9 protein-coding genes are annotated in these 12,409 nt (G+C 67.7%); 2 read left to right on the forward strand and 7 right to left on the reverse strand.

Going from position 1 to position 12,409, the window contains the following annotated elements:
• The first annotated feature begins 13 nt into the window (after window positions 1–13).
• Together ABB07_RS10435 and ABB07_RS10440 are read left to right on the forward strand one after the other, a co-directional pair.
• Window positions 14–2,293 carry a DUF6571 family protein gene (locus ABB07_RS10435; protein WP_208898462.1) on the forward strand — a complete coding sequence of 760 codons (2,280 nt, stop codon included), beginning with the start codon at window positions 14–16 and terminating at the stop codon, window positions 2,291–2,293.
• Between the two features lie 187 nt (window positions 2,294–2,480).
• Window positions 2,481–2,855: a hypothetical protein gene (locus ABB07_RS10440; protein ID WP_208898463.1), complete on the forward strand. Its 375-nt coding sequence runs from the start codon at window positions 2,481–2,483 to the stop codon at window positions 2,853–2,855.
• Window positions 2,856–2,900: 45 nt separating this feature from the next.
• On the opposite strand, the gene ABB07_RS10445 is transcribed toward ABB07_RS10440, so the two are convergent.
• The 7 genes from ABB07_RS10445 to ABB07_RS10475 all read right to left on the reverse strand — a co-directional run bounded on the left by ABB07_RS10445 (window position 2,901) and on the right by ABB07_RS10475 (window position 12,409).
• Window positions 2,901–5,045 carry a serine/threonine-protein kinase gene (locus ABB07_RS10445; RefSeq protein WP_208898464.1) on the reverse strand — a complete coding sequence of 715 codons (2,145 nt, stop codon included), beginning with the start codon at window positions 5,043–5,045 and terminating at the stop codon, window positions 2,901–2,903.
• A gap of 85 nt (window positions 5,046–5,130) precedes the next feature.
• The gene (locus ABB07_RS10450; protein WP_208898465.1) at window positions 5,131–7,311 is read right to left on the reverse strand and encodes a protein kinase domain-containing protein; all 2,181 of its coding nucleotides are present in this window, start codon (window positions 7,309–7,311) and stop codon (window positions 5,131–5,133) included.
• A gap of 12 nt (window positions 7,312–7,323) precedes the next feature.
• A complete protein-coding gene (locus ABB07_RS10455; RefSeq protein WP_208898466.1) occupies window positions 7,324–8,298 on the reverse strand; it encodes a serine/threonine-protein kinase in 975 nt (324 codons plus the stop codon).
• Window positions 8,299–8,409: 111 nt separating this feature from the next.
• Entirely contained in the window at window positions 8,410–8,709 is a 300-nt protein-coding gene (locus ABB07_RS10460) for a WXG100 family type VII secretion target (RefSeq protein WP_208898467.1), read from the reverse strand.
• Window positions 8,710–8,790: 81 nt separating this feature from the next.
• A complete protein-coding gene (locus ABB07_RS10465; RefSeq protein ID WP_411573187.1) occupies window positions 8,791–9,084 on the reverse strand; it encodes a WXG100 family type VII secretion target in 294 nt (97 codons plus the stop codon).
• Between the two features lie 199 nt (window positions 9,085–9,283).
• Window positions 9,284–10,513: a S8 family serine peptidase gene (locus ABB07_RS10470; RefSeq protein ID WP_244189312.1), complete on the reverse strand. Its 1,230-nt coding sequence runs from the start codon at window positions 10,511–10,513 to the stop codon at window positions 9,284–9,286.
• Between the two features lie 99 nt (window positions 10,514–10,612).
• Complete coding sequence (locus tag ABB07_RS10475) at window positions 10,613–12,409, reverse strand: WXG100 family type VII secretion target (RefSeq protein ID WP_208898469.1); 1,797 nt, start codon at window positions 12,407–12,409, stop codon at window positions 10,613–10,615.

Genomic DNA, 12,409 nt, shown 5'->3' on the forward strand with positions numbered 1-12,409 from the left:
GGGACACCGACTCATGGATCTCGACGCTCTGCGCTTCGCCAACTTCAAGCTGCTCGACGACGCCGTCGAGGACTGGGGACATATCGTCCGGAACCTGAAAGACCTGGCGGGGGACGCCGAAAAGGGCCTCCACCAGGCTGCGAACAAGGCCAATTGGGCCGGCATGAACCAACAGGTGACCAAGGAGTTCATCGGCAAGACGGCCGGTGAGTTCCAGGACGCCCACACCCAGGCTCAGACCATTCACAACATCCTGAGCGACACCGTCGGCGAGCTGAAGGGCTATCAGAAACTGCTCATCGGGGCGATCGAGCGCGGGCTGAAGAAGAACCTGACCGTGATGGACACGGGCAAGGGCACGTTCACCGTGACCATGAACGTCCATCCCGACCGTGCCGCGTCCGGGTACACCCCGCCGGAACACGACGAGCACGATGTCACCGCCCTCCGGGACGAGGTCCAGGAGATCCTCCGCAATGCCACCGAGAGCGACAACTCGGCGAAGACCGTACTCACCGCTCTCGTCGACCAGACCGACTACGGCTTCTCGGACGCGACCTACAAGGACCGCGACTCCGCTGCGAAAGCCGTCAAGGACGCGGACGAGCTGGCGCGTCTCGCCAAGAAGGACCCGGAGGACCTGACCCCCGCCGAGTTCGACAAGCTCAACGCCGGGCTGAAGCAGCACGCCGGTGACCCGCTGTTCGCGGAGCGCTTCGCCACGGATCTCGGGCCCCAGAAGACCCTTGAGTTCTGGGCGGGCATCAACGACCCGCACAAGGCGGCTCAGTTGGGACCGGAGCGCGTCGACAAGTACGGCGACCTCCAGCGGAACCTGAGTCTGGCCCTCGCCACCGCCTCGCAGAGCGACTCGACCGCCATGACCGAGTGGAAGGGCAAGATGATCGCTCTCGGCGACCAGCCGATCGGCGGGCAGACCGGCCCCATGGGTTTCCAGGTCATGAGCAACCTCATGCGGGCGGGCGACTACGACGACCAGTTCCTCAAGAGCTATGGCACCGCTCTCATGACCACCGAGCGCAAGCTCACCGGCAACGGCGAGCACGCCAACCTGGCCTGGCAGCACATGGGCATGGACCCGTGGCTCAACCGCATGGGCGACGACAGCGGCGACGACCCGTTGACGGGATACCTGAAGGCGCTGTCCGCCAGCCCGGACGCGGCCACGGACTTCCTCAACGAGGACTACCTCCCCAGAGGGGGAGACCACAAGGAGGCCGTCTCCAATTTCAAGTACCTCTTCGAGGACCGGGAGTGGCCCAAGGAGACCGACCTCAAGGGCAACGACATCCACCCCGGGCAGAACAACCTGGCGATGGTGATCGAGGCAGCGACGACCGGGCACCCGGCGGGCGAACTGCCCACGGCGGACACCCCCGCGCACAACGGCCAGCAGGCCAGACTCATGGCGAGCGTCGTCGCGTCCATCAGCGACGACCCCGACCGCCTGACCAAGAACGGCTACATGTCCGACAGCATCGGCCAGATGGCCTCGGAGTACCTGCCGGACATCAACCGGGCCACGACCGACGTGAAGCCGGATCCGGGTTCCGACCAGTGGCAGCAGATCGAGAAGCTCTTCCCCGTCGCCGGTGCGTCAGCCCAGATGAATCACGCCGACGTGTCCCGCTTCCTGATCTCCGTCGGACAGAACCCCGACGGGTACTCGGCTGTGGAGGTCGGCCAGAAGGCTTACATGGCGAACCTGATGGACTACCACCTGAATCCGGACCTCCCCGCGGACCAGCGGTACGACGCGAGTGTGGAGGACACCGTCAAGGAGATCTCACGCAGGTCGGCGGAGATCGGAGGCTCCCTGGCCATCGGACGCCAGGAAGCCGTGCTGGGCCCCGCGAAGGAGCAGGACGACGCCTACAACCACGCCGTGTCCCAGTGGCAGAACGTCGCGAACGGCGTCGTCGGCACCGGCATCGGCGTGGGGACGAGCTTCATCGGCTCGCCGGTGCTGGGCGCCGCTGCCGGTGGTGCGGCCGGAACGGTGAGCAGCGTCGTCCTCGGAGAGCTGTTCCAGGACGTCGAGGGCAGCAAGCTCGACGACAGCGGGCTGGACTCCGCCAAGCTCTGGGAGGACAGCCGCGAGCGGAACACCGCCCTGGCCCAGCGGGCCGCCGTCGAAGCTGCCAAGGCACACCGCTCCCCCTACGCCGGCAGGGTCGGCGGGTGGGCCATGGACGCGACGCAGAACGGCTTCAACGACGCATCCACGAACGGGCGTCACATGGCCGACGATCTTGAAACCGAAATCCCCTAGCCAGGAATCCGAGATGCCGCGTATCCGTCCCCATTCCCCCTTGGTCCGTCTCGTCTGCCTCCTGGCCGCCGGTGTGACCATGGCGAGCTGTTCTTCGGGCACTTCGGAGGACAAGCGGGAATACGCGGTTCCGTCGTCACTGTGCGGAACTGCGGTACCTGCCTCGGTTCTTGGACCGCTTCTGCCGGTGGGGAAGAAGATCTCATCGGTGAAGAGCGGCCCCTCCGGCTTCACGCGTTGCCGACTCGTGGTCGACGGGCAGGTCGCCGTCACCAGCGTCATCGAACAGTGGGAGTCGGGCACCACGCTCAACAACGTTGCCTACAGCGCTCATCGCCTGAACCCCGGCAGCGCCAAGAAGGAGGGCGCCGGGTACATCGTCTCCGGCTCGATGGGGGTGGGCCACGCCTCGTGCGCCAAGCTGCAGAAGGAAGGCCATGAGATCTTCACCGTCATCCGCAAGGAGCATGGCACGGTCGGACTGTCAGCCATGGAGGAAGCCATCACCAAGTTCAGCGATGGAGTGTCCGCGTCCGAGCAGTGCGGCGCATCCCACGGCTGAGCGGAGCGGGTGAGGGGCAGGAACACCGCTTCGGGCCCTCACCGCTCAGAACGTCGTCAGGGCCTCGACCCCACTGTCGTGCATGAGGAAGACACGGTTGGCGGCGGAGGCCAAGTGACCATAGGTGAATTGGTCGACGTCGTACGCCCATCCCTGGCTGCCGTCGGCCGCCTTCGCTGTCTTGAGCTCCATCGGGTCCGTCTCGGAGTAACCGTTGTCCAACGCCCACACGCCGTGACCGCTCAGCACCACGCGGCTGTTGGTCAGGGCGGTCATCGGTGAGCTGTAGACCCCTATGCGCTCGGGCGTCCACATGTCGCTGCCGTCACGCTTGTCCCGGCGTGTGAGGTAGGAGCCCCTGGTGGCGTAGACCGCGTCCGTGGACACCGCCGACGCACCGAAGCCGTCTTCGTCGCCAGGCTTGGCGGCCCAGGTGAGCTGCCCGTCGCTGAGCCGACGCGCCTCCAGCGTTTTGCCGTTGAGGTACACGGTGTCGCCGTCGGCCGCCGGGCGGACCGTGAAGTCGTCACTGTTGAGGTGAGCCGTCCGGCTCCACACCGTGCGGCCGTCGCTGGTCCGTACGGCGAGGACGCTACCGTTCGACGCGGGGATGATGACCCTGCCCTGGCCGACGGCGCCGGGCGGGATCACCTTCTGGCGGAAGTCGGCCGGAACGGTGGCCGTCCAGCGGACCTTCGCATCCGTGCGGCCGATGCTGCGCACTCTCCCCTCTTTCGTGAGGACGTACACCGCCTCCGCGTCGGCGCCCAGCAGCGTCATGGCCTCGGCGCCAGGACATGTCCACTTGGGCTCGCCGGTGGACGGGACGAAGGTCCGCAACACCCCCTGGCTGTCCGCGCCGACGACGAGCCGGTCCGACAGGGACAGGTAGCCGGCCTTCGCCACCATGCCGGGCGCCGTCCAGCGCTTCTTGCCGTCCCTGACGTCGTACGCGGCGATGCCACCACTCGCGGTGCCGAAGACGAGGACGTCGCGTATGGGCAGCAGCAGCGGCGAGTAGACGTCGGCCAGGTCGCCCAGTGACCAGATGCTGGCCGGTTCCCCGGTTTTGCTCGGATCCTTGTCGGGGTCGGCGCCCAACGGCTGCACGGGGGTCCGCACAGCCGGGGGGATGTCGAAAGGGTCGCTCTTCTTGATGGTCCGGGTCGTGGTGCCTCCGCGGATACCGAACCACCAGGCCGTCGTACCGCCCCCGGCCGCGACGACGACGCCCGCCGTGGAGAGTCCGATGAGCAGGCGCCGCCGACCGACGGACGGTGCTCCGACCGTCGAGTGCGCCGTGATCTGCGTGGTCAGGCGATGAGCTTCGGCTTCCCGCTTCTTGATCGCATCGGCGATCTTCCCGCGCTGCCACGCCCGGTCCGCCCCCCTGGGCGCCGACATGGCTTGTGCGATCTGCACGGGCAGCGGGCGGGCGGCCGGGTCCTTCGCGAGGCATGGGGCGATGAGCTCCCGCAATTGCGGTGGCATGTCACCGAACCGGGGCTCACCGTGCACCACCTCGTACTGCAGCGCCGCCACGTGCCCGCCGTCGAAGGCTCGTTGGCCGGTGGCGGCGTACACGAGCACGGCGCCGAGCGAGAACACGTCCGCGGGCGGGGCGACTCGTCGCCCGAGTACCTGCTCGGGTGCGCCGTAGCCCGGCGTGACCGGGATCTGTCCGGTGGTCGTGAGGGTGAGGCCGTGTTCCGGCCGGGCGATGCCGAAGTCGATGACGCGCGGCCCGTTCGAGGTGAGCACGATGTTCGGCGGCTTGAGATCCCGGTGGACGAAGCCCGCCGCGTGGATGTCGGCGAGGGTCAGCGCCAGGGAAGTGGCCAAGGCCCGCAGTGCCGGTTCGGCAAGCGGGCCGTATGTGTCGACCACCTGGTCCAAGGTGAGGCCGGCGAGGAACTCGGTGGCGATCCACGGCCGCGCGCCCTCGGTGTGCGCCCCGAGCACGGCAGCGACTCCCTTGCTGCGCACCGCCTGTGCGGCCTGTGCCTCGCGCACGAAGCGCTGGGCCAGGTCGGTGTCGTGGGCCAGTTCGGGCCGCAGCACCTTGACGGCGGCCAGGACGCCGGCGCCGTCCTGTCCGACGTAGACCTTGCCCATGCCGCCCTCGCCGAGGACGCCGAGCAAGCGGTAGGGGCCGAGACGGACAGGGTCGCCGGTGCCAAGTGGTTTCATCGAAGGTTGGTCTTTCTGCCGAGAAGAACGGGGCGGTTCCCGGACGGCGGTGCGGACGTTGACCTGCTCCAGGGGCTGTCCGTGGTCACTTCAGGGGGTAGGCGGAGAGGTCGTCGGACTCCACGCCGAGAAGCAGACCCGACCGGGTGTCCGCGTGGAACTCCACAGCGGTCGTCTGGTAGGTCAGCGCGACGTTGTGGGCCGACAGCGATACGGCCCGAAGCTGCAGTGCGTTCTTGTAGTACGCGTAGCGCGTGCCGATGATCGGCTGCCAGCCGGTGTACGCCTGGTCCGCTTCGGCTGTCGCCTCGGTCCACAGGACCTTGCCGCGTGGGGTGTCCACCGCCGTGAGTCCGACGCCCTCGGCGACGGCGTACAGCACGCCGTTCGCCAGCGTCGGCGGGCTGTATCGTTGCCCGCTCTTGCTCGCCCAGACCTGAGTCCCGTCGCTCAGTCGCAGGGCCCGGAGCTGCGCGCCACCGACGTAGAGGTGGTTGTCGTCCGCGGCGATCTCGCTTCTGAGAGAGTCGATGTCCTCGATGTCATACGGCTTGTCCCACAGGACGGCTCCGCTGTCGATGTCACGTACGACGATGTGCGGCTTCATGTCCGTCACCTCCTGGAAGGTCACCAGGCGGCCGCCGGCGACCTTCGCGGCGAGGAAGTGCAGTCGGTGACTCTTGCTCGACCGCTTCGGCAACGGCTTCGTCCAGAGCGTCTTGCCGCTCTTGAAATCGGCGGCCCGCAGGGTCCAGGTCTGCGAGGGGAGGAACCCTTGGTCCTCGATGTCCTTCCCGTAACCCAATGCGACGTAGGCGACGCCGTCGGTGATGCAGAGGAGCTGGTTCGGCTTGATGGTGGACGTGGCGGACGCGAATCGAGTCGAGGTCGGCCCCTCGTAGTTCTGACTTTCGTCCCAGACGTCGATCGACGTCACGCCAAGGGGCGGCTTGCCGTTCTCCGGGTAGTACTGCTGGAGCATGTACAGCCGGTCGTTCACCGCAGCCGCCTGCCACCAGTTCCCGCCGAACAGGACGTCTCGGGAAGCCCCGTTGGACGGGTTGAGACGCTTCATGACGGCGTTGTAGGGGAGCCAGATGGATCCGTTGGCGTGATACGGGTGGATCAGTCCCCAGGAGTCCATCTCCATCGCCCCCTTACCGCCGTAATGCCACAGCGGCTCAAGGTTGCGCGTCTGCTGGGGCGCCTTCTTGGCCGGGGCCTTGGCACGCCCGCGGTACCACCACAGTCCCCCACCCGCGGCCGCGGTCACCGCGAGCGCCCCACCCGATGCCAGGAACCCGCGGCGCGAGAGGCCCCGCTTGGGCACCGGAGCGACCGTGGTCGGACCCGCCTCGGCTGCAGGCGCCGGCAGCCGCTGGGGCGTCAGCCGCCAGACGTCGGTGGCCCGCCGCCCGATGTCGGCCAGCAGCTCGTCGGGCAGATGGTCGGCGAACTCGCCCCTGCCGTCGTGCAGTTGCCCCGCGAGCTGAGCCGTGGTGGGGCGAGCCCCAGGCTCCTTGGCCAGGCACTGGGCCAGCACCGGCACGAGGGCCGCCGGTACACCGCTGAGGTCCGCCTCCGCGTATCGCACCCGGTAGAGCAGATCCGCCGTCTGCCCGTGCCCGAACGGGCCGCGCCCGGTGGCCGCGTACACCAGTACACCGGCGAGCGCGAACACATCACCGGCCGCGTCATGTTCCTGCCCGGTCGCCTGTTCCGGCGACATGAAGGCCGGCGTACCGACGGCAGCGCCGGCACGGGTCAGCCGCTCGTCGCCGATCGCCCGTGCGATGCCGAAGTCGATGACCTTCGGCCCGTAGGCGGTCAGGAGGATGTTGGACGGCTTGAGGTCGCGGTGTACGACGTCCGACCGGTGCAGTTGGCCGAGCGCGGAGCACAGGGCGGCGCCCAGGGCCCGTACGGACCGCTCGGGCAAGGGTGCCCCGCCTTCGACGGCCTCGTCGAGCGGGGGTCCGAGCACGTACTCCGTGGCCAGCCAGGGCGTCTCCGCGAGCGCATCCGCATCCATCACCCGCGCGCCGAACTGGTCGCCGATGACCCGGGCCGCGTCCACCTCCAGCCGGAAACGGGTGCGGGCCGCCGGGTCGGTGGCGATGGCGGCGTGCATGGTCTTCAGGGCGACGGTACGACCGCCGGCGGAGCGCGCCACGTAGACGGTGCCCATGCCTCCGCTGCCGAGCCGGGCGATGAGCCGGAAAGGGCCGAGGGCAATGGGGTCGTCGTGGGTGAGAGGAGTAGGCATCGGCTTCTTGCGTCAGTGGCTGGGGTGGAGTATCGGCGCCGGGGACGGCACTGCGCCCGGCGGCCGGGCCGGTTGCGCGGGCAGCCGTACCTCGGCGGCCAGCACGGACGCCGACTGGTGGACGATCGCGGCGATGAGTCGGGCGGGCAGCCAACCGGGGCCAAGGAACGCGTCCGCTCGCGAGGGCGGTGCGAAACCCACGGGAGCGTCCGACGGAGCACTCCCCGTCAACTCGTCGATCACATCGACGAGTTGCGGCCGGTGGGCGGGATCGCGGCTCAGGCACCTGGTGGTGATCGACCGCAGCCCGGAGGGAAGTTCCTCCCGTTCGGGCATGGTGTACCCGGTGGCGGCGTAGGCGAGCGTCGCGCCGAGCGCGTATACGTCCCCCAGCGGGCGCGGCTGCCCACCGGCGGCCTGCTCGGGAGGCAGGCTGCCGGGGTCGAGCCCGGGTACGTCCTGTCGTGCGGCACCGTCCGGAGAGGCTGCCCTTACCGCCCCGAAGCAGGTGAGCCGGGGTCCGTCCGCGGCGATCAGAACAGCGGCCGGGCAGAGTCCCGCGTGGGTCAGGTTCTGGCCGTGCATGATGGCGAGGTTCTCGGCCAGGGCGACACCGAGCGCCCGAACCGTCCGCTCGGGCAGCGGGCCGCCGTGCAGGGCGAGAGCGATGGGCAGGGGGAGCGCGGGCACGTAAGGGCGTGCGTGCCACGGCTGCTCGCCGGGGGGCGCGAGTTCGACGGCCGGCAGGACCCAGGGCCCCAGGAGATAGCGGGAGGCATCGGCTTCGGCCATGAAACGCTGCGGGTCGACGGTCGCCAGAGGGCCGCTGAGCAGTACGGTGCGGTCGCCGTCGGCGCTGCGGGCGATGAAGCGGTGCTCGGGGACGGGGGTGTGCGCGGGAAGGCCGGAGTCGAGCCGCGTGATGACCGTGTACGGGCCGAACTGCCGGGTGTCTCGGGCACTCGGTCCGGACCCTGACTCGCGCATGCTCACTCTTTACCTCTCCGGTTCGGAAGCTCGGCTTTGCCGCTCGGCACAACAGCAGGGTGGGCGCCTCCCGCGCGCGCCCACCCTGGAGTTGATTCTGCGAGCCTCGGCCTAGTGGAAGTAGCTGGCCGCCTTCTTGTCGCCTTCCATGTAGGTACCGCCGGACTGGGCGACGACGTGGCCGATGCCCTGCAGTGCCTGGTGGATGTGGGCAGCTTCCTTGTCCCAGCGCTGCAGCTTCTCGTGGAAGGTGCCCTGGGCCTGGCCCTCCCAGTACTGCTGGCTGTTCACCACCAGGCTGCGCAGGTCCTGCAGATCCTGCTCGAGCTGGCTCGCCTGGTTACCGATGCTGGTCGCCGCGGTGTCGAGCCCGTCGTAAGTGACTGACAGCCCCTCAGCGTTGTTGGCCATGCCTCTTTACCTCGTCTCGCTGGTGTGTGTAGCTGATGACTGCGCCGGTTGCCCGGCAGATGCTTCTGAGACCTTCTCGGCTCAGTAGGAGCTCAGGGCGGACGGCGGGGTCGAGGAGGCGCCGTCGTGGATGTCGATCTTGTTGACCGCCGCGCGGACCTCGTCTTCCTTGCTGTCCTTGATGTTGCGCGTCGTGGTCATGGCCTCGATGACGTCACCGAGGATGCCGCCGATGTTGCGCAGCGACTCGTTGATCTCGATCTGCTTCTTGTCGAACGCGGCACGGCCGATACCCTGCCACTGGCCCTCGAGGCCGTCGATGACGCCCTGGAGCGTGTGCACGCGCTTCTGGATGTTCTCGTACTTCTCGAGCATCTGCTTCTCGAGACGGATTACTGCATCGTCTTGGAGCTTCTGCGTTCCGCCGGCCATGGTCGGCCCTGCCTTTCGTGTGTCCGTTGTTGATCTGAAGGTTTCGGCTCACCGCTGTTGCTTGTCGCGTCCAGCGGCGAACACACAGTGCCTGCCCTGTCCGAAACGGCACTGGGCTGCTGCGGCGTTGACGCCGAGGAACTCACCTGGCGCGTCGTGCCCGCGCGATGGCCAGAGCGCCGCCGCCGACCACGACGACCGCGCCAAGGGCGCCCAGTGCGATCCAAGTGGTGTTGCTGCTACCGCCACTTGACGACTCCGCGCTCGATCCTGCCGCTGAAGTTCCACCGGTAGAACCCTTTTCCGGGGCCTGTGACGGGTTTGATGCAGAGGCGGAAGAGGGCGAAGCAGCAACGGACGAACCCGACTTGGCCAGCAGGTCGCCGCCGTTGTCCTTCGCGAGCGGGTCGACGTGCGCCGGTCCTGGGTTGTAGTTCGGGTTTGCGAGAACGAGACGTGGGCGAATGAGCCCGTAGCCGGCGTACTTGCTCGGGTTGTTCTTCGGCCATGTGCGACCGGCCGTGTCGATCAGGGCGCGGGTTACCTGGTTCACCGTCCAGTCGGGGTGGGCGGACCAGATCAGGGCGGCAGCTCCCGAGGCGATCGCCGTCGCCGAGCTCGTACCGTTCATGTTGTCGCAGTACGAGCGGAAGGTTGCATCACACCAGCCGGGGAATCCCTGACCAGGGGCCGACAGGTCAACGTAGTTTCCAGCAGAGGAGAACTTCGACACGGTGAGGGATTTGTCCACTGCGGCTACGCCGACTACGTAGGAGTCCGCAGCCGGATAGCCAATGGTGTCGCCTGACTTCCGGCCGTCATTGCCGACTGCAGCAATCAGCAACTTACCCTTTGATGCCGCGTAGTCGATGGCAGCCTGTTCGTCGGAGTCGGGCCCTGGCGAACCGAACGACATACTGATGATCTTCGCGTCGGTGTCGGCCGCCGCCCTGATCGCGGAGGTTGGATCGGGCGTCTTCTTCTTTTCCTCCGCACTACGCTTCATGCCGTCGAACTTGACGCGGATGGGTATGATCTTCGCCCCGGGCGCAAGGCCTTTCAGGCCGCCAGCTGCTCCCGTACCTGCGATCAGTTCGGCCATGGTTGTGCCATGCCCGTCGTAATCATCAGTGGCTCGGTAAGCGACCGATTTCGGAGCCTCATCCGCCAAGACCTGTCCCTTGAGCGACGAGGTGTTCGCGTTCACCCCGGTGTCAATGACAGCGACCTTTACCCCCTTTCCGGTGCTGACCTTCCACATCTTTTCTGCCTGCATCGGACCGAGGTACCACTGCTTCGGCTGCTCGTCCGCAGCCGCATTCGGAGCCAAGCCCACCGTCGCGGCGGCCAGGGCGCCGACGACCGCCGCCACAGCACGCGCTCGTCTACCACGGCGCGTTCTGTGAACGATAGCCTGCTCGGCTCGTCGGCTGTTCCCTGACTTCATCGTCTTCCGTGTCCTCGCTCGCGTTCAGTTGACCACCGGCGGCACATCACGCCGGGGCTTTTCGGGCAGGTGTGTCTCTTCGTCCTCGACCAGGTAGTCAGGCCGCGGCGATCCTTCCGATTTCCGAGCGTCGCCGGGCTTTGCGTTGTTTCCGGCGCCACGCGTGAGACCGGTTCCACCACGAGTCATGCCGTTGCGCTCAGCTCCTGCTGCGGAGTTCCGCGCGGTCGGCCTGCCAGTGACAGCCTCGGACGATCCCGAAGCGCCACGAGAGCCCGCCGTGCTCGCACCAGGCCGCGCCGTGGGCTCAGGTGTTCCGAAGACACCGCGCTGGCCGAGCCGGCCAGTCGTGGGTCGCGAGGCGGCCTCTTCCTCACCGCCGATGACCGTGCCGCGAGGAAGCCTCGACCCGTTCTTCGCCGACGGGTTCGTGGTGGACGGCCGCCCTCCGACGACACCGTTGGACCGTCCTGCGCCGGTAGCCGGCCCGCTGCTCGCCCGTGATGCGGCCGAGCCTCCGGGTCGGGGCGTACCACCCGTGACCCCTCGGCCCATCGGGGACGACGCCCTCTGTCCGGCTCCGGTGCCCTTGACGGCGGACTGGCCAGTCGATGTGGCGCGACCCATCTGGTCCATGGGCCCTCGCCCTGCGGAGCGCCCGGAGCCGGGGTTGGTGAATTCGGACGTACCCGCACGCCCTCGAGCGGTCGGAGAGTTACGCAACCCACCGGCGCCGTTCAAGCCCTGGCCCGAAGGGGCGTTGGGCATGGGAACCCTGAAGCCACCGCCGTCGAACACATTGGGCTGGCCACCAGTTGTGGGAGGCGTGCCCGTGACCGGCGGTGTGTGGCTGGGCCCAGGTGTAGTGGTCGCGGGCGGAGGCAGCGTGCCAGTTGTGTCGATGTGCGTGCCGACAGGCTGGTCGGGATGCGGAATCTTGTCGGGGATGTGCTGGGTGGGCACCGGGCTGTCACTCGTGACGTGCCGGGGAACGTCACCGCTCGGTACCGTCACGTGATGGCCGCCGCCGGATACCGATCCAACACCTCCGTGCGATCCCGATCCCGAGCCCGTGGAGGACGTGGGAGCAGCGACGCCGGACTTCATCGTGGGCTTGGGCACCCCAACGTTGGGCATGGATGTGAACTTCGGCTCCTTACCCTGCTCGGGCAAGGATGACAGCACCTCTTCGGACACCGCGTAGTACGACGCCAACCGGTTCATCTGGTTGATCGCCTCTTGGCGGTCCTTCTCCACCTTTACGGCAGCGGCATACCCTTCCTTGTCGGCCGCTTTCTCGGCCGCCGTGAAATCTTTGGGCCTTGTCCGGTTCGCTTCCGAGTCACGAGGCGGCATGGCTCCACGGACGGCGGCTAGACCCACGGCGGCAGCCGTGATCTGGTCGCCCGCAGCTCCGGCGAACTCACTCAAGTAGTGCGTGTGCGTGACGAGCTTGCCGCCCCAATCGCGGAATGAGTCACCCGACTCTCCGACCCAGTGCACTTTCTGGATGTGGCCGTCCAGCTCGTCCGCCGCCGCCTTGATGGCATCGCGTGCGTCCCACAGGGCCTTCCCGGAGGATTCCAGATCCTCGGGATCCGTCTGCTCAACCAGGTCGAGCATCTTGTTGAGAGGCAGGTCGAGGTGACCGAAGTCGGTTCGACCGGCGACCGCTTGCCCGACAGGCGTGGCTCTGATGGCGGTGTCGAACACTCCGAGGAGGAACCCACTGTGCGGGCTGCTCTCGTAGCCTCGGACCCAGTCAGTGGCCTTGTTCTGATTACCGACTCGCTGCAGATCGGCGTTGTGCTTGTCGGCCAT

This window comes from Streptomyces incarnatus (assembly GCF_001027185.1).
Taxonomy (GTDB): domain Bacteria; phylum Actinomycetota; class Actinomycetes; order Streptomycetales; family Streptomycetaceae; genus Streptomyces; species Streptomyces puniciscabiei.